The 16,886-nt window shown below is 72.3% G+C and carries 14 protein-coding genes and 1 tRNA gene; 2 read left to right on the forward strand and 13 right to left on the reverse strand.

Translation table 11 applies throughout. The features are described 5' to 3' along the window. Positions 1 to 190 precede the first annotated feature (190 nt). From BJ979_RS01800 to BJ979_RS01840, 9 genes are all read right to left on the reverse strand, one after another. Positions 191 to 1,060: an HpcH/HpaI aldolase family protein gene (locus tag BJ979_RS01800; RefSeq protein ID WP_179564624.1), complete on the reverse strand. Its 870-nt coding sequence runs from the start codon at positions 1,058 to 1,060 to the stop codon at positions 191 to 193. Continuing rightward, positions 1,045 to 1,839, reverse strand: coding sequence for a 2-oxo-hept-4-ene-1,7-dioate hydratase (hpaH, locus tag BJ979_RS01805; RefSeq protein WP_179564626.1), 795 nt, complete (start codon positions 1,837 to 1,839; stop codon positions 1,045 to 1,047). The genes BJ979_RS01800 and hpaH overlap by 16 nt, the downstream gene beginning before the upstream one ends. A 1-nt stretch (position 1,840) precedes the next feature. Continuing rightward, entirely contained in the window at positions 1,841 to 3,073 is a 1,233-nt protein-coding gene (gene hpaD / locus BJ979_RS01810) for a 3,4-dihydroxyphenylacetate 2,3-dioxygenase (RefSeq protein WP_179564628.1), read from the reverse strand. A gap of 51 nt (positions 3,074 to 3,124) precedes the next feature. Further along, a complete protein-coding gene (hpaE, locus tag BJ979_RS01815; RefSeq protein WP_179564630.1) occupies positions 3,125 to 4,657 on the reverse strand; it encodes a 5-carboxymethyl-2-hydroxymuconate semialdehyde dehydrogenase in 1,533 nt (510 codons plus the stop codon). Between the two features lie 25 nt (positions 4,658 to 4,682). Further along, on the reverse strand, positions 4,683 to 5,351 hold the full coding sequence (locus tag BJ979_RS01820) for a GntR family transcriptional regulator (RefSeq protein WP_179564632.1): 669 nt from the start codon (positions 5,349 to 5,351) through the stop codon (positions 4,683 to 4,685). Further along, positions 5,348 to 7,036 (reverse strand): fumarylacetoacetate hydrolase family protein, encoded by a 1,689-nt coding sequence (locus BJ979_RS01825; RefSeq protein WP_179564634.1) that lies wholly within the window; start codon positions 7,034 to 7,036, stop codon positions 5,348 to 5,350. The genes BJ979_RS01820 and BJ979_RS01825 overlap by 4 nt, the downstream gene beginning before the upstream one ends. A gap of 657 nt (positions 7,037 to 7,693) precedes the next feature. Next, positions 7,694 to 10,048 carry a beta strand repeat-containing protein gene (locus tag BJ979_RS01830; RefSeq protein ID WP_179564636.1) on the reverse strand — a complete coding sequence of 785 codons (2,355 nt, stop codon included), beginning with the start codon at positions 10,046 to 10,048 and terminating at the stop codon, positions 7,694 to 7,696. Positions 10,049 to 10,164: 116 nt separating this feature from the next. After that, positions 10,165 to 11,412, reverse strand: a complete 1,248-nt coding sequence (locus tag BJ979_RS01835; RefSeq protein WP_179564638.1) for a hypothetical protein — start codon at positions 11,410 to 11,412, stop codon at positions 10,165 to 10,167. 187 nt (positions 11,413 to 11,599) lie between these two features. After that, a complete protein-coding gene (locus tag BJ979_RS01840) occupies positions 11,600 to 12,151 on the reverse strand; it encodes a CGNR zinc finger domain-containing protein (protein WP_179564640.1) in 552 nt (183 codons plus the stop codon). Positions 12,152 to 12,176: 25 nt separating this feature from the next. On the opposite strand from BJ979_RS01840, the gene BJ979_RS01845 reads away from it, so the two are divergent. Further along, positions 12,177 to 12,398, forward strand: a complete 222-nt coding sequence (locus BJ979_RS01845) for a hypothetical protein (RefSeq protein WP_218853412.1) — start codon at positions 12,177 to 12,179, stop codon at positions 12,396 to 12,398. Positions 12,399 to 12,460: 62 nt separating this feature from the next. Here the strand turns inward: BJ979_RS01845 and BJ979_RS01850 are convergent. After that, positions 12,461 to 12,549: transfer RNA gene (locus tag BJ979_RS01850), tRNA-Ser, on the reverse strand. 100 nt (positions 12,550 to 12,649) lie between these two features. Further along, complete coding sequence (locus BJ979_RS01855; protein WP_246286660.1) at positions 12,650 to 13,942, reverse strand: LCP family protein; 1,293 nt, start codon at positions 13,940 to 13,942, stop codon at positions 12,650 to 12,652. Positions 13,943 to 14,131: 189 nt separating this feature from the next. Here BJ979_RS01855 and BJ979_RS01860 point away from each other — a divergent pair, with 189 nt between their 5' ends. Further along, positions 14,132 to 15,259, forward strand: coding sequence for a DNA glycosylase AlkZ-like family protein (locus BJ979_RS01860; RefSeq protein WP_179564642.1), 1,128 nt, complete (start codon positions 14,132 to 14,134; stop codon positions 15,257 to 15,259). Between the two features lie 21 nt (positions 15,260 to 15,280). On the opposite strand, the gene BJ979_RS01865 is transcribed toward BJ979_RS01860, so the two are convergent. Further along, complete coding sequence (locus BJ979_RS01865; RefSeq protein WP_179564644.1) at positions 15,281 to 16,303, reverse strand: Gfo/Idh/MocA family protein; 1,023 nt, start codon at positions 16,301 to 16,303, stop codon at positions 15,281 to 15,283. A 98-nt stretch (positions 16,304 to 16,401) separates the two neighbouring features. Further along, a complete protein-coding gene (locus BJ979_RS01870; protein WP_179569909.1) occupies positions 16,402 to 16,854 on the reverse strand; it encodes an acyl-CoA thioesterase in 453 nt (150 codons plus the stop codon). Positions 16,855 to 16,886 lie beyond the last annotated feature (32 nt).

Genomic DNA, 16,886 nt, shown 5'->3' on the forward strand with positions numbered 1-16,886 from the left:
CCCCCGTTGGAGTTCTTGCAGAGGCTGACAGATGCCGCGCTCATCACCGGGTGGAGGTCCGACAAGGGCGTCGCGTCCATATCGCCCGCTCACCAGCGCTGACACGGCACGAGGCGTCGTCGATTCGCCCCAGAAGGTCGCAGTGAGCGTTCAGCAGCGTCTCTCGGACATCGATCGCGAGATGCGTCGCTCAGTACGACGCGCGGGAAGCGGCGTCGCCGCCGCCGGCGGGCGACCAGCGCGCGGCGAGCGCCTCGGAGGCGCGGGCGAGCAGCGCCGTGTCGGCGCCGACGAGAACGAAGCTCGCGCCCGCATCCACGTAGTCCTGCGCCTGCTCGGGCACGAAGGCGTTCACGCCGACCGGCTTGCCGGCCGCGCGCACGGCGTCGAACGTCCGCGTCACCGCGGCGACGACATCCGGATGCGTCTGCTGGCCGAGCAGACCGAGCGACGCGGCGAGGTCGCTGGGCCCGACGAAGACGCCGTCGACGCCGTCGACCGCGGCGATCTCGGCCGCCGCATCCACGCCCGCCGCCGTCTCGATCTGCACGAACAGCGACACGTGCTCGTCGCCGTTCTGCAGGTAGTCGTCGACGCGGTTCCAGCGGGCCGAGCGGGCGAGCGCGCTGCCGACACCGCGGATGCCGCGGGGCGGGTAGCGCACGGCCGCGACGGCCCGCGCGGCCTCGGCCGGCGTCGAGATCATCGGCACGAGCACGTTCTGCGCGCCGAGATCGAGCACCTGCTTGATCACGACCGGATCGAGTGCGGGCACGCGCACGACCGGGGTGATCGGATACGCGCTGACCGCGTGCAGCTGCGCCACGACCGACTCGAGGCCGTTGGGCGAGTGCTCCATGTCGATGAGCGTCCAGTCGAGACCGGATCCGGCGCAGATCTCGGCGACGAGCGGGCTGCCGGAGCAGACCCAGATGCCCGCGAGCGCACGACCGTCGCCAGCCGAGCCGGCCGAGCCGGCCGAGCCGGCCGAAGCCGAAGTCGAAGCCGAAGCCAGCCGCTCGCGGAAGGTCGCGGGAAGCGAGGTCAGAGGAAGCGGCATGAGATCGTCCCCAGGGGTCCGTAGTCGGCGAGCACGCTGTCGCCGCGCGAGATCCACACCGGCCGGGTGAACGACCCGGCCAGGATGATCTCGCCCGCCTCGAGGCGCGCTCCGTGCTGGTGCAGCTTGTTCGCGAGCCACGCTACGCCCGAGGCCGGATGCCCGAGCACGCCCGCGGCGACGCCGGTCTCCTCGATCGTCTCGTTGCGGAACAGCAGCGCCGAGACCCAGCGCAGGTCGACCGCGTCCGGCGCGACCGGAGCGCCGCCGAGCACGAGCCCGCCGTAGGCCGCGTTGTCGCTGATCGTGTCGACGATCGTGCGCTCCTCGAGCTCGATGTGCGAGTTGAGCACCTCGAGCGCCGGGGTCACGTACTCGGTCGCGCGCAGCACGTCGAAGAGCGTGACATCCGGCCCCTCGAGCGGCGCCTTCAGCACGAAGGCCAGCTCGACCTCGATGCGCACGTTCGAGAAGTCGTCGAAGGGGACGACCGACCCGCTCTGCCAGACCGTGTCGTCGAACATGACGCCGTAGTCGGGCTCGGTGATGCCGGTCGCGGCCTGCATCGCCTTCGAGGTGAGGCCGATCTTGCGTCCGACGAGGCGGCGTCCGGCGGCGAGGCGTCCGTCGCGCCAGGCACCCTGGATCGCGTAGGCGTCGTCGATCGTCGCCTCGGGCCAGCGGGCCGTGATGCGCGGGATGAGCGTGTGGTCGCGCTCGGCGGCGGCCAGCTCGTCGGCGATCTGCGCGAGCGTCTCGGGGTTCAGCGCGCCGGCCATGTCAGAGCTGGTTCCCGAGCTTGAACTCCTGGGGCGCAGCCGGAGCTGCGGGAGCGGAGTCCGAGCCCGAGACCGCCGCGGCGCCCGCCCCCTCCCCCTGCTTCCACACCGGCAGCGCATCCTTCTCGTCGCCGGCCCGCGTGTACGAGAAGCCGTCGGCGCCGATCGTGACCGCCATCTCCGAGCTGTCGGAGCGGGCGATGACCGGCTGCGGTTCGCCATCGAGATCGAGCACGAGCGAGCCGTCGGTGTACCAGCTCGGCACGACCGGGTTGCCCCACCAGTCGCGGCGCTGGTTGTCGTGCACATCCCAGGTGACGACCGGGTTGTCGGGGTCGCCCGTGTAGTAGTCCTGCGTGTACACCTCGACGCGGTGCCCGTCGGGGTCGCGCAGGTAGAGGTAGAACGCGTTGCTCACGCCGTGGCGGCCGGGCCCGCGCTCGATCGCGTCCGAGCGGCGCAGGGCGCCGAGCTTGTCGCAGATGGCGAGGATGTTGTGCTTCTCGTGCGTCGCGAAGCAGACATGGTGCATGCGCGGGCCGTCGCCGCCGGTCATGGCGGTGTCGTGCACGGTGGGCTTGCGCCGCATCCACGCCGCGTAGACGACGCCCTCGCCGTCTTGGATGTCTTCTGTCACGCGGAAGCCGAGGCTCTGCATGAAGCCGACCGCGCGCGGCACATCCGGCGTGATCTGGTTGAAGTGGTCGAGCCGCACGAGCTCGCCCGGGATCTGCAGGTCGTAGCGCCACGACAGCCGCTCGACGTGCTCGGTGGCGTGGAAGAACTCGTAGGGGAAACCGAGCGGGTCGGTCACGCGCACCGAGTCGCCGATGCCCTTCGTGAAGCCACCCTCGCGGCGCTCGACCCGGCATCCCAGCTCGGTGTAGAACGCGACGGCGCGGTCGAGATCCTCGGGGGTGCGCACCCGATACGAGAACGCGGCGACCGCGGCGACGGGGCCGAGGCGCAGCACCAGGTTGTGGTGGATGAACTCCTCGGTCGAGCGCAGGTAGATCGCCTGGTCGTCTTCTTCGGTGACGTGCAGGCCGAGGATGTCGACGTAGAACTCGCGCGACGCGGCGAGGTCGGTGACGACGAGCTCCATGTACGCGCAGCGCAGGATGTCGGGCGCCTCCGCGGTCGGGATCGCGATCGGGTTCTCGGAGTGGATGGGCGCCTCCTGGCTGACGTAGAAGCCGGAGGAGGTGAGGGTCTTGCCCGCGTGGTTGCTCATCGGTGAGTCCTTGGGTCGGGGTGGTTCGAGGTGGGAGGCCGGATGCGCCGCTCAGTGAGCAGCGTCGCTCTGCTTGCCGAAGGTGGGGTTGTGCACCTTGCCGAGCGTGATGTGCACGGCCTGCTGGTCGGTGTAGAAGTCGATCGAGCGGTAGCCGCCCTCGTGCCCGAGGCCGGAGGCCTTGACGCCGCCGAAGGGGGTGCGCAGGTCGCGCACGTTGTTCGAGTTGAGCCAGACCATGCCGGCCTCGACGGCCTGCGAGAAGTTGTGCGCCCGCTTGAGGTCGTTGGTCCAGATGTAGGCGGCGAGCCCGTACTTGACGCCGTTCGCCAGCTCGAGCGCCTCCTCCTCGGTGTCGAAGGGGGTGATCGCGACGACCGGGCCGAAGATCTCCTCCTGGAAGATGCGCGCATCCTTGTCGACGTCGGCGAAGACGGTCGGCTCGACGTAGTTGCCGGTCTCGAAGCCCGCGGGGCGTCCGCCGCCGGCGACGAGGCGGCCCTCGGTCTTGCCGATCTCGATGTAGCTGACGACCTTGTCGTAGTGCTCGGGGTGCACGAGCGCGCCGACCTCGGTCGTCGGGTCCTGCGGGTGGCCGACCTTCACGCGCTTCGCCTGCGCGGCGTAGCGCTCGACGAACTCGTCGTAGACGGGGCGCTCGACGAGGATGCGCGAGCCGGCCGTGCAGCGTTCGCCGTTGAGCGAGAAGACGCCGAAGATGGTCGCGTCGATCGCGGCGTCGAGGTCGGCATCGGCGAACACGACGGCGGGGCTCTTGCCGCCGAGCTCCATCGAGAGGCCCTTGAGGAACGGGGCGGCGTTGCCGAAGATCAGCTGCCCGGTGCTCGACTCGCCCGTGAACGAGATGAGCGGCACGTCGGGGTGCTTGACGAGGGCGTCGCCCGCATCCTCGCCGAGGCCGTTGACGAGGTTGAACACGCCCTGCGGCAGCCCGGCCTCCTCGAAGATGCCGGCCCAGAGGGATGCCGACAGCGGCGTGAACTCGGCCGGCTTCAGCACGACCGTGTTGCCGGTGGCGAGCGCCGGGGCCAGCTTCCACGACTCGAGCATGAAGGGCGTGTTCCAGGGCGTGATGAGCCCGGCGACGCCGATCGGCTTGCGGTTGACGTAGTTGATCTGGCGACCGGGCACCTTGTAGGTGTCGTCGGCCTGGGCGACGATCAGGTCGGCGAAGAAGCGGAAGTTCTCGGCCGCGCGACGCGCCTGGCCGAGCGCCTGGGTGATCGGCAGGCCGGAGTCGTAGCTCTCCAGCTCAGCGAGGCGGGCATCCCGCGACTCGACGAGGTCGGCGATCTTGTGCAGCACCTTCGCACGCTCCCGCGGCAGCATCCTCGGCCACGGGCCCTCGACGAAAGCACGGCGCGCGGCGGCGACCGCGAGATCGATGTCGGCCTTCTTGCCGGCGGCGGCCTGCAGGTAGGTCTCGTTCGTGACCGGGTCGAGCACGTCGAAGGTGTCGCCGTCGACGCTGTCGACGAACGATCCGTCGATGTAGTGCTGGATGCGCGTCGGCAGGTCGGCGGGAACGTGCACGAAGGTCGTGGCGGATGCGGTGTCGGTCATGAGAGCTCCTGGCGGGTGAGACGAATCAGTGGGCGGCCCGGCGGGCCGCGAGGTAGGCGTCGAGGGTCTTCCAGCGGTGGTTGCGGGCGGCGAGCTCGATCTCGAGCGCATCCGCCCCCTGCCGGATGAGGTCGAGGATCACCTCGTGCTCGTCGACGGAGTGCTGCGCGCGACCGGGCACGAAGGCGAAGGTCGAGTCGCGGATGCCCGACAGCCGCGACCAGCCGCGGTGCACGAGGTCGAGGATGTGCGGGTTCGGGCAGGGCTCGAACAGCACCGAGTGGAACTGCTGGTTGAGCACGGTGAAGGTGTGCGCGTCGAAGTGGTCGAGCAGGTGGCGCATGCGGTCGTTGACCTCGGCGGCGCGGTCGAGGTCGGCGCTCGTCAGGCTCGGCGCGGAGAGCGAGGTCGCGGCGCCCTCGACGAGTCCGAGCGTCTGCATCGTGTGCACGTACTCGCTCTCGTCGACGACCGCGACGCGAGCGCCGACGTTGCGCTCGAAGGTCACGAGGCCCTCGGCCTCGAGCCGGCGGATCGCCTCGCGCACGGGCACGACGCTCATGCCGAGCTCGTCGGCGATCGGCGCGAGCACGAGACGGTAGCCGGGGCCGTACTCGTGACGGGAGATGCGCTCGTGCAGCCAGCGGTAGGCGGTCTCCGACTTGCCGACCTCGGCGGGGGCTGCGCTGTTCATCGGGCGTCTCCGTTCTCGGGGGCTCCGCGAAAGTACGCACTTTGCGGTGCATCCGCGGTCTCGGCGGGCGCAAAGTGCGTACTCTCGCGGAGAACGGCGGCGTCGTACTTCGCGCGCCAGTCCGCGTTCATGGGGAAGAGGCCCTCGACGGGATGCCCCTCGGCGACGCGCGCCGCGATCCAGGCGTCTTCGTCCTCCTGCGCGAGGGCCGCATCCACGACCTCCTCGACGAGAGCGGGCGGGATGACGATCACGCCGTCAGCGTCGCCGACGATCACATCGCCGGGCTGCACGGTCGTGCCGCCGACCCCGATCGTGATGTCGACATCCCACGGCACGTGTTTGCGGCCGAGCACGGCGGGATGCGCGCCGCGCGTGTAGACCGGGATGCCCACCGCCGTGACGGCGTCGATGTCGCGCACGCCGCCGTCGGTCACGATGCCGGCGGCGCCGCGGGCGTGCGCGCGGATCGCGAGGATGTCGCCGAGAGTGCCCGAGCCGGCCTCGCCGCGCGCCTCGATGACGATGACCTCGCCCGCGCCGACGGCGTCGAAGGCGCGCTTCTGCGCGTTCTGGCCGCCGCCGTGGCTGGCGAAGAGGTCTTCGCGATTCGGCACGAAGCGCAGCGTCGTCGCGACTCCGACGAGCTTCGCGCCGGGGTGCAGCGGACGCACCCCGTCGATCGTGACGTTGTTCAGCCCGCGCTGGCGCAGCTGGCCCGACAGGGCCGCGACGGGGGTGCGCTCGAGGCGCTCGCGCAGGCTGGGGTCGAGGGTCGGGCGAGCGGATGCGGCGCTCGCCTCGGCGCCCGCCGTCGCGGGGGCCGGCTGCTCGGCCGGCAGCCCGGCAGCCTCCCGCGAACCCCAGGCCTCGGCACGCTGCGTGTCATCGACCGCGGGGAGCGAGCCGAGGCTCGCGTCGAACTCGTGCGTGCCCGCGACGACTCGGGTGACCAGCCGGCCGCTGCTCGGCGAGCCGGGCGCGCCCGGCGCATCCACCTCGACCTCGACGACCTGACCGGGTGCGACGACCGACGAGCCGGCGGGGGTTCCGGTGAGGATGACGTCGCCGACCTCGAGCGTGAGGTGCTGCGAGAGGTCGGCCACGATCTGGGTGAGCGGAAAGAGCAGGTCGACGGTCGTGTCGTCTTGCGCCAGTTCGCCGTCGACCCAGGTGCGCACGCGCAGGGCGGCGGGGTCGACCGCGCGGGCGTCGATCAGCTCGGGGCCGATCGGGGTGAAGCCGTCGCGCCCCTTCGACCGCACGTTCGAGCCCTTGTCGTTGCCGCGCAGGTCGTAGACGCCGAAGTCGTTCGAGGCGGTGATCCAGCCGATGTGCGCCCAGGCGTTCTCGAGCCTCAGGTCGCGGGCCTCGGTGCCGACCACGAGCGCGACCTCGCCTTCGAAGGCGAGCAGCTCGGTGCCGGCAGGACGCTCGATCGCGCTGCCCGAGGCGGCGACCGAGCTCGACGGCTTGAGGAAGTAGGAGGGATCGGCGGGGCGGCGGCCGCGCTGATCGGCCCGCGAGGAGTAGCTGAGGTGGACGGCGATGATCTTGCCGGGCCGCTGCGGCAGACTGGCGAAGCGGGGATCGACCGTGTCGACCGCAGGCGCGTCGGCGTCGGCCGCGCTGGCATCCGGCGCGCTCTCGCCGCTGCCGATCGTCTGATCTGACGTCGCACTCATCCCGGAGCCCCTTCGCTCGATTTCGTATTACAGATCGTATACGAAGTGCCCGAGTGACGCATCCGCTCTCCCGAGGGCCACCGAGGCTGCGCGCGCGACGACGAGCGCCGCGCGCGCAGCGACAAGGCGGCACGCCGATCGGCCGAGCCGACCGTCGCGCCCCCGCGCATCCGGTCGACCCGGCCGATCCCGATCTGCGGGGAGGGGTCCGGCCGACGCGCCGCGAATGCCCTCTTCGCGTGCGGCGCGCCGCCGGATGCCCTTTCCACAGATCCTCTTCGTGCGCTCCCCCGAGCGCGGGCGGCGCCGCATCCGCTCCCCCGAGCGGAGCTGCGGTGCCGATGGATGCACTCCCCCGAGCGCGTGGGATTCGGATGACTCGCACTCCCCCGAGTGCTCGTCGTGGTTCCGAGTGCGCCGCCGGGCTCACGGGCCGATCGTCGACCCGCTCCGTGTTGCCCGGCGGCGCTCCCCCGAAGCCGCGGCTGGAGTCCCCTCAGATCCGTCGCCGCGACTGACCCGACCACTCCCAGGCGGTCGGGCGAGCAACCACGTCACGGGCGCGATGGCCCGCGACGTGGTGTGTCTGCGGTGAGGGATGCCGGCCGGCCGACACGAGGGGAGACCCCCGCGCGGCCGACCCGGCATCCGCTCGGATCAGGCGCTGCGACGGCGGGCGATGCCCACCATCAGCAGGATCGTGCCGAGACCGAGCAGCAGGGCCACCGCGGTCAGGGCGATCTCGGATCCGCTGACGCCGGTGGAGGCGAGCTGACGCACGCCGCCGTCGGCCTGGGCGACGATGCCGCCGCCGTTGCCGGATCCGTCGCCGTTGCCGCCGCCGTTGCCGCCGTCACCGGGAACCGTCGGGGTTCCCGGATCGACCGGGGTGCCCGGGTCCGTCGGGTCCGTCGGGATGACGGGGATGCGGATCACCGGAACGCCGGGGGTCGTCGTCGTGGTGTCCTCCGTGGTGGAGTCGCCGACGACCGAGATGGCGTTGCCGCCGATCAGGATGGGGAATCGCACGAACGGCGCGATCTGCGTTCCGCCAGCGACACCGTCGGTGCCGTCGGTGGTCGCGCCCTCGGTGCTGCCGTCACCGGCGGGGATGCCGCCGGTCACGTCCGAGCCGGTCGAGGTGCTGTCGCCGACGACGCTGATCGCGTTGCCGCCTGCGGTGATCGGCAGGCCGACCTCCGGCACGACCTGCGTGCCCGAGGCGGTTCCGTCCGAGCCCGAGGTGGTCGGGCCGCCGGCGGAACCGGTGCCCTCACCCGCGGTTCCGGCGGTGCCGGTTCCCGTCGTGTTGGCCACCGTCGAGCCGCTCGTGGCGCTGTCGCCGAGAACGCTGATCGCGTTGCCGCCGACCGTCACGGGAGCCGCGACGTCGCCGGCGACCTGCGTGCCGGAAAGGAGGCCGTCGTCACCCGAGGTGGATGCGCCGGTGCCGGCCGTCGTGTCGGTTCCGTCGGTCGCGCCCGAGCCGGAGCCCGTGCCGACCGTCGTGGCCGAGTCGGTCACCGCGCTGTCGCCGAGGACGCTGATCGCGTTGCCGCCGAGGGTCACCGGGGCGGCCACGTTCGGCGCGACCTGGGTTCCCGAAGCAGTGCCGTCGGCACCCGAGGTGGCCGGGCCGGCCGAGGCCGCTCCCGATCCGGCGCCGGCGGTCGTGGAGCCGACCGTCGAACCGCTCGTGGCGCTGTCGCCGAGAACGCTGATCGCGTTGCCGCCGACCGTCACGGGAGCCGCGACGTCGCCGGCGATCTGCGTGCCGGAGAGGATGCCGTCGTCACCCGAGGTGCTGACCGCGCCACCGGCGTTGCCGGTCGCGTCAGCCGCATCCGATCCCGATCCGGTGCCGACCGCGGTCGACGAGTCGGTCGCGGTGCTGTCGCCCAGCAGGCTGATGGCGTTGCCGCCGACCGTGACCGGAGCGGCGACGTCCGGCGCGACCTGCGTGCCGCCCGCGATGCCGTCCGAGCCCGAGGTGGTCGGGGCGGCCGTGCCCGACCCGGCGCCGGCGGTCGTGGAGCCGACCGTCGAGCCGCTCGTGCTGCTGTCACCCAGCAGGCTGATCGCGTTGCCGCCGACGGTCACCGGAGCGGCGACGTTCGGCACGATCTGCGTGCCGCCCGCGATGCCGTCCACACCCGAAGTGGACGGAGCCGCGGCGGTGTCTGCGCCGGATCCCGCGGTCGTGGAGCCGACCGAGGTCGCCGAACCGCTGGCGGCGCTGTCGCCGAGCAGGCTGATCGCGTTGCTGCCGACCGTGACCGGCGCGGCGACGTTCGGCACGACCTGCGTGCCGCCCGCGATGCCGTCCGATCCGGAGGTCGTCGGGGCCGAGCCGGCCGCGGTGCCGCTCGCGTCAGCGGGCTCGCCCGCCGCCGGAGCCGATCCCGCGCCCGTGGTCGAGCCGGTGGATGCGGTGTCGCCGAGCAGGCTGATCGCGTTGCCCGAGACGGTGATCGGCACGTTCAGACCGACGAGCGCCTGGGTTCCCGACGCGGCTCCGTCACTGCCGTCCGTGCTCGCCGCGGCCGGAACCGGGGCGGGTGCGGGGACCGTGCTGGCGGCGCTCGAGGCGGAGTCGCCGACGAGGCTGATGCTGTTGCCCGAGACGGTGATCGGCACGCCCACGTTGACGAGCGCCTGCGTTCCGCCGAGCAGCGAGTCGCTGCCGGAGGTGACCGGGGCGGCGGGCGCCGGAGCGGCCGGGGCCGGGTCAGCGGCCGGAGCCGGGTCAGCCGGAGCGGGGTCCGCCGGGGCCGCCGGAGCTGCCGGGGCGCTGGTGGATCCGGTCGACGACGAGTCGCCGAGCACGGAGAGGGAGAGGCCCGAGAGATCGATCGGCAGATCGACGTTGATCAGGGCCTGCGTTCCGCCGGCGACACTGCCCGTGCCGTCGGTGGAGGGCTGTTCCGCGGCGTTCGCGACGCCGCAGCCGAGGGCCATCAGGCCTCCGGTGAAGAGGACTCCCATGAGCCCTCTCGAGACGATTCTGTTCATGGAGATACAGCTCCTTGCCTAGCCGGAACCCGCATCCCAGATGAGGGGTTCCGTGCATGACTGATGAGGGGACGCGTGCCGCGAAGAGTGGGACGTGGCGCGGCTGCCGCCGGGTATCAGTCGGGCGAGGAGTCGGTGTCGAAGTTCGGCGTCGACGGGAGGTCGTCGTCGTCGAGGTAGCGGGCGCCGAGGTCGAGGAGGACCAGTCGGGCCGAAGCGGAGAAGTCGGCGATCGTCGCGGCGGAGGCGCCGCCGGCAGCCGAGACGGTGACGCTGCCCGAGCCGCCGGGAAGGGCGGCGGGCGAGCCGTGGATGTCGAGGCCGGCCGGGTCGAGCAGCGGTGCGTCGGCGGCGCCGGATCCGGCTGCGGCCGCGGAGACTGGCGCGAGCTTCAGGTTCGTCGCGCCGCTCACGGAGGCGGCGGCCGGGGTGGCCGTGTCGACGGCGGGCGCCGGGCTCGCGGGCTCGGCCGGAACCGCGGTTCCGCCGGCGCCGGGCAGTCCCGGCACGGCCGGCAGCGCGACGCCACCCCCGCCGACGTCGCGGACGACCTCGGCGACGGGCGCGAGCACAGGCTGCACGAGCGTTCCGACATCGGCCGTGACGCCGTCGAGGAGGCCCGTGACGGGCGTCGTGATCGAGCTGATCGGCGCGCATCCGAGCAGGCCCTGCACGGTTCCGCCGAGCAGCGGCAGACCGGTCAGGGTCGAGTCGAGCGCCCCGGCCAGCGGGCCGACGAGACGGCCCGTGAGCTGGCTCGAGAGGAGCGTGGGAACGCCGTCGACGAGGTCGGCGACGGGAGTCGTGATCGGCGCGAGCGCCGGTATGCCGGAGGCGGCGGCGGCGAGCGCCTGATCGGCGGCCGCGGTGCCCTGCCCGGCGAGGGTCGATGCGGCGTCGAGCGCGGTGGTCGCGGGGCCGTTCTGAGCCGGAACGACGGGCGTCGCGGCCGGTGCGGCGGGAGTCGCCGGGGCCGCGGGAACGACCGGCGCGGCGGGTGCCGCGGGTGCGACCGGAGCCGCCGGGGTGACCGGCGCGGGAGCCGCGGGAGCCGGTGCGGGTGAGGTCGGGGTGAGGGCGCCGACGACGTTGTGCAGCGTCTGCCCGACGGGCTCGACGACCGCGGTGAGAAGCCCCCCGACGGCGCCGAGCAGCCCCGGCGACGAGGAGGTCGCGGGAGCGGCCGGCGCGGCAGGCGGTGGGGCCGGAACGGCCTCATCCGCCTGGGCAGCGGTCGAGCTCAGCAGAACGCCGAGCACCGCTCCGGCGATGGCCAGGAGGGCGAGAAGCACCGTGCGGAGCACCCCGTGCGGGGCCCCCGTGCTGTGCAGCGCTGGTGAGGCGCATCCCTGATCCACGGTCATCCACCCCCCTGGCGATCAAACCGTTTGGTCGGAATGTACGCCTGGCCTCACCCCCTGTCCAGGGGTCGCGGAAACTTCTTCAGGATCTGCGGAGGATCACTCGGCAAGCAGTGTCCAAGCGGGCACGAGCGGGCGCGAACGCTCAGGGTCGGGCGTCGAAACGCCCCGATTCGAACAGGAGCGGGCATCACCCGAGGGCGCCGGCGCGACCCGCGCGAGCCCGGTGCCGTCGCACCGCCGCGCGGTTCGCGCAGCGCACCGAGCAGTAGCGCTGGCGGCCGTTGCGGGTGACGTCGACGACCACGTTGCGGCAGTCGTCGCCCGGGTCGTCGCCGGCGGCGCAGCGCCCGAGGCGCTGCATGCCGCGCGTCGTGAGGTGCAGCGCCGTGCCGACCGCGATGACGGCGCCGAGCACGTGCGAGAGCGACTGGTCGAGGTCGCGGTAGTGCAGGTGCCAGCCCTCGCCATCGTGATCGGTGAGACGGGGATACGCAGCGAGCGCCGCCATCTGCGCGTTCAGCTCGGCGGCGCGCTCGGACTCGCTCGGCGCATCCACCACCCGCAGCCAGTCGTCGATCACGCGTCGAGTGCGCGGGTGCTCGGCCGCGGCCACGCCGAACTCCATGGTCATGCCGAAGTCGCGCGTGCGGCGCTCGATGCCGGCGACGTCGTCGGGCCAGTCGTCGGCGAGGGATGCGGCGAGCAGCACCGCGTACTCGCCGTAAGGGTTGAGATGCACAAGACCATGACAGCACGGTGGAGCCATGAGCACCACCGACACCGCAGCCATCCCCCTCGCCGCGCAGCCCGCAGCATCCCCTGCCCCCGTTCGTCCGCACGAGCACGGCTGGTCGACGGAGTCGGCGCACTCGACCAGCGACGGGATCGTCAGCTACGTGCGCTGCGCGAGCTGCGGCGCACGACGGGTCGATCTGGCACCCCGGGGCGTCGTCGCGCCAGCGCCGCTGTCGCTGCCCGTCGCGTGAGACGCGGTCTGCTGATGAGACGACGAAACCCCCTGCTCGGCAGGGGGTTTCGATGGTCTGTGCGGAGACGGCGGGATTTGAACCCGCGGTCCCCTTGCGGGGACTCCACCTTAGCAGGGTGGTGCACTCGACCGGACTATGCGACGTCTCCTGGCGAATCGCCTCGGCCATCATAACCGCACGATGCGGCCGGAGATGAACGCCCGCATCCGGGCGCCATCGCCGGCCCGCTCATCGGGCCGCCACGAGGGTCAGTTGTTGGCGTGACTGCAGGTCTGCTGCGCCGCCGACTGGCCCTTGATGCCGGTGAGGATCGCCGGGCCGTCGGAGGCGTCGCCGCTCGGAGCGCCCGAGGCGGGAGCCGAGGGATCGGTCGACGCCGGCGGGGTGGTGCCCGGCGTGGTCGGGGTGTCGGGGTCGGCGACCGAGCCGTCGAAGCCGGTGTCGAGCGAGTCGGCGTCGAGCTGAACCGGGCGGTCGGCCTTCAGCGCATCGAAGAGCAGCTTGGCCTGGTACTTGTTCGGCTGCACCTTGCCCGCGTAGAGACCGGTGCCGCCGGTGTCGCCCGGGTACTGGATGAAGTTGATGCGGTCGAGCGGGATGTTGCGCATCGCCTTCGCGATCGACACCATCGTGTCGAGCTGCGCGAGCGAGGTCGACAGCTTCATGTGCTCGGAGGCGCCCTCGGCGATCTGGTACAGCTTGCCGAGATCGCTCAGGGTGCCCTCGCTGGTGAGCTTGCGGGCCAGACCCGACATGAACACCTGCTGCGAGCTGATGCGGCCCAGGTCGCTGCCGTCGCCGACGCCGTGACGGGTGCGCACGAACTGCTGCGCCTGCACGCCCTGGATCGTGTACTTGCCCGCCGCCGGGAAGGTGAGGCCCGTGTACTTGTCGTGCACGGGGCCGTCGACGCAGACCTCGACGCCGCCGACGATGTCGGACATGTCGATCACGCCCTGGAAGGTGATGACCGCGGCGAAGGGGATGTCGAGGCCCGTCAGGTCGGAGACGGTGTCGGTGACGCACTTGAGTCCGCCGTAGTAGTAGGCCTCGTTGATCGGGCGCGCCGACATGGCCGAGCTCTTCGTCTTGCCGTCTTCGGAGGTGCACGACGGGATCGGCACGATCAGGTCGCGCGGCAGGCTCACGGCCGTCGCCGAGGTGTGGTCGGCGGAGACGTGCAGCAGGATGTTGACGTCGTTGAGCGTGCTGTCGCGCTTGCCGTAGGCGCTGCCCTGCGAGGGATCGTTGTCGACGCCGACGAGCATGATGTTGAAGCCGCCCTTGAAGTCGCCGATCTGCGGCAGCTTCGCCCCCTTGTCGCCGATGTCGACGGCGTTGGCGGCGACGTTGCTCTGGATGCGCCAGAACGCGATCGCGGCGAGCGAGACGCCGGCGACCATGACGACCGCGAGCGAGATGGCGGTGAAGGCGGCGATGCTCCTGCCGAGGCGGGAGCGGCGGAGTCGGCCGTGGTTCATGGCCGTCGCGGGCGCGTCGGCGGCGGAGCCGGTGCTCCGGTCGCGGCGGGGCTCGCTCATGGCGATGGTCCTCTCAGTCGGTCGGCTGGGCGGTGCGCTGGTGGCGCGTGCGGCGGATGCGGTGATCGGGCATCCGCGAACCGGCGTGCAGAGTGCGACGCGCGGCGCAGGGCAAGTGCTCGATGATACCCGCGCACCCTCGAAAGCCCTGAGAGTGCGGGTGTCGGCGGCCCGGCGTAGCGTCGCGTCATGGTCCTGCAGCTCACTCGCCAGGAGGCTCGGCGCCTGGCGGTCCACGCGGCTCGGCTCGATGCGACGCCAGGCGACGACGCCGCCGTCGCCGACCTGCCCGACGTCGCCGCCGCGGTCGCGGGGCTGCGGGTCGAGCTGACGAGCATCGTCGCCCCGGCCGCCGAGCACGTCGCGTTCACGCGTCTGGGCCCGGGCGCGCACGCCGACGGCCTCGCCCGGGCGCTCGCGAACGGCCGGCTCTTCGAGCGCACCTGGGTTCTGCGGCCCATGCGCGACCTCGGGCTGTTCCTGGCGGGCATGCGCGACTGGCTCGACCGCACGGGCGCTCGCGGCTGGGTGGAGGCGAACGACGGGTTCCGGCAGAGCATCCTCGACCGCATCGGCGATCAGGGTCCGCTGACCTCCCGCGACGTGCCGGACGAGTCGCTCGTGCCGTGGCCGTCGTCGGGGTGGACCAACGACCGCAACGTCACCAAGATGCTCGAGTGCCTGCACGGCGCCGGCGAGCTCGCGGTGGTGGGCCGGATCGGGCGGCTGCGCGTGTGGGATCTCGCGCAGAACGTGTTCCCGCCGACGCCGGAGGTGCCCGTCGATGAGGCCCGCCGCATCCGCAGCGCCCAGCTGCTGCGCGCCTTCGGCGTCGCCCGCGACAGCGTGGCGATCGTGCCGAGCGAGCTGCACGGCTTCCACCGCGAGGTCGGCGAGCTCGCCGCGATCGAGGGCGCGCCGGGGCGCTGGCGCGTGGATGCCGAGCTGCTGGAGCGGCTGCGCGACGACAGGCTCGGCGCGGCCGGTGACGACCCTGCCGAGCGCACCGTGCTGCTGTCGCCGTTCGACCGGCTGCTCAGCGACCGCGAGCGCGTCGCGCGCCTGTTCGAGTTCGACTACACGCTCGAGATGTACAAGCCGAAGCGCACCCGCCGCTGGGGCGCGTTCGCTCTGCCGATCCTGCGCGGCGACCGGCTGGTCGGCAAAGTGGATGCGCACGCCGATCGCGACGCCGGTCTGCTGCGGGTGCACGCGATCCACGAAGACGAGCCCTTCGCGACCGCCGTGCGCGCCGCGGTCGAGTCGGAGCTCGACCGCTTCGCGCGGTGGCTGGGCCTGACGGTGCAGCGCGACTGATCGAGCTGTCCGGCGACGAACTCAGAGCGCGACGGCTCCGGCGCCCCAGGAGGCGCGGATCGCATCCATGAGACGCAGGGTCTGCTCGGTGGCGAGCTGATCCGGCTCGGCCGCGGACGCATCGCCGCCCTGCACGAGCTCGACGAAGCGCTCGATCTCGCCGGTGAGGGCGTGCTGCGGCCCGTCGATGGGCAGCTCGTGCACGATCTCGTCGCCGCCGGCGGGCTGCAGCGTCAGCACGCGCGGACTGGCGATGTGGTCGATCTGCAGCGTGCCCAGCTCGCCGCGGATCTCGCTGGGACGCGTCGAGGTGCTGATCTTCGAGTAGCTGAGGTCGGCGTCGAAGCCGTCGTAGCTCGCGATCGCGACGCCGGCGCCGTCGACGCCGGGGCTGTCGTCGCGCACGGCGACCTGCACCTTCGAGCCGCGCACCTCGAGCGGCAGACCGAACAGGGCGATCAGCGGATGCGCCGCGTAGACGCCGAGGTCGTAGAGCACGCCGCCGGCGAGCTCGGGGTCGAACATGTTGATCCGCTCGCCGGCCAGCACCTTGCCGTAGCGGCTCGACACCGACTCGTAGCCGAACGAGACGCGGCGCACGGCGCCGAGCTGGGGCAGCAGGTCGCGCACGGCCTGCAGGCCGGGGTCGTAGGCGGTGCGGATGCCCTCGATCAGCACGACGCCGGCGGTGCGGGCCGCGGCGCTGAGCTCACGCCACTCGGCGGCCGTGGTGACGGCAGGCTTCTCGACCAGCACGTGGATGCCGGCGCGGATCGCCGCCCGCACCTGGCCGGCGTGCACGCTGTTGGGGCTCGCGATGTAGACCGCGTCGATGTCGCCCGAGCGCAGCAGCGCATCCAGGTCGCCCGTCGACTGCGGCGCCGCCTCGGCGGGGGCGAGCTCGGCCAGCTCGGCGGCGAAGTCCTGCGCGCGGGCGACGTCGCGCGAGACGACGTGCGTGACGCGGATGCCGGCGACGCCGGCGACGTCGCGGGCGAGAGTGCGGGTGATCTGGCTGGTGCCGATCGTGGCGAGACGGATCATGCGGGCCTCCTCGGCGTGCGGGGCACCGGGGAGCGGCGGCGCCGGAGCGAGACTACTCCGGCGCCGCCGAAGGCTCGGCTCAGTCGAGCTGCACGAGGTCAGTCCGGCTGTGCGGCCCCGGCCGGGATGCGGTCGCGGTCGAAGGTGATCGTCGTGTAGCCGTGCGGGGTCGGGCGGCCGTCGGCCCCGAGGCCGACGAACACGATCCGGTCGACGGTGAGGATGCTGCACCGCGTGATCATGTTGCGCACCTCGGCGCGCATCGTCAGGGAGGTGCGGCCGAAGGCGGTCGCCCGCAGTCCCATCTCGATGATGTCGCCCTGGCGGGCCGAGGCGACGAACTCGATCTCGGACATGTACTTCGTGACGACCTGGTGGTTGCCCAGCTGCAGGATCGCGTAGATCGTCGCCTCCTCGTCGATCCAGCGCAGCAGGCTGCCGCCGAAGAGGGTGCCGTTGGCGTTGAGGTCTTCGGGCCGCACCCACTTGCGGGTGCGGAAGGTGATCTCCTCATCGCCGGGCGCCGTGCCCGAGCCGGCGGGCTCGGGCACGGCGTCGATTCCGACGGATGCCGGAGCGGGCT

Source organism: Schumannella luteola, from assembly GCF_013408685.1.
In the GTDB taxonomy this organism is placed as follows: domain Bacteria; phylum Actinomycetota; class Actinomycetes; order Actinomycetales; family Microbacteriaceae; genus Schumannella; species Schumannella luteola.

Bases quoted from the DNA above. Each gene is read 5' to 3' on its own strand.
- BJ979_RS01800 (WP_179564624.1), bottom strand. From the start codon at position 1,060: ATGCCGCTTCCTCTGACCTCGCTTCCCGCGACCTTCCGCGAGCGGCTG.
- hpaH (WP_179564626.1), bottom strand. From the start codon at position 1,839: ATGGCCGGCGCGCTGAACCCCGAGACGCTCGCGCAGATCGCCGACGAG.
- hpaD (WP_179564628.1), bottom strand. From the start codon at position 3,073: ATGAGCAACCACGCGGGCAAGACCCTCACCTCCTCCGGCTTCTACGTC.
- hpaE (WP_179564630.1), bottom strand. From the start codon at position 4,657: ATGACCGACACCGCATCCGCCACGACCTTCGTGCACGTTCCCGCCGAC.
- BJ979_RS01820 (WP_179564632.1), bottom strand. From the start codon at position 5,351: ATGAACAGCGCAGCCCCCGCCGAGGTCGGCAAGTCGGAGACCGCCTAC.
- BJ979_RS01825 (WP_179564634.1), bottom strand. From the start codon at position 7,036: ATGAGTGCGACGTCAGATCAGACGATCGGCAGCGGCGAGAGCGCGCCG.
- BJ979_RS01830 (WP_179564636.1), bottom strand. From the start codon at position 10,048: ATGAACAGAATCGTCTCGAGAGGGCTCATGGGAGTCCTCTTCACCGGA.
- BJ979_RS01835 (WP_179564638.1), bottom strand. From the start codon at position 11,412: ATGACCGTGGATCAGGGATGCGCCTCACCAGCGCTGCACAGCACGGGG.
- BJ979_RS01845 (WP_218853412.1), top strand. From the start codon at position 12,177: ATGAGCACCACCGACACCGCAGCCATCCCCCTCGCCGCGCAGCCCGCA.
- BJ979_RS01855 (WP_246286660.1), bottom strand. From the start codon at position 13,942: ATGAGCGAGCCCCGCCGCGACCGGAGCACCGGCTCCGCCGCCGACGCG.
- BJ979_RS01860 (WP_179564642.1), top strand. From the start codon at position 14,132: ATGGTCCTGCAGCTCACTCGCCAGGAGGCTCGGCGCCTGGCGGTCCAC.
- BJ979_RS01865 (WP_179564644.1), bottom strand. From the start codon at position 16,303: ATGATCCGTCTCGCCACGATCGGCACCAGCCAGATCACCCGCACTCTC.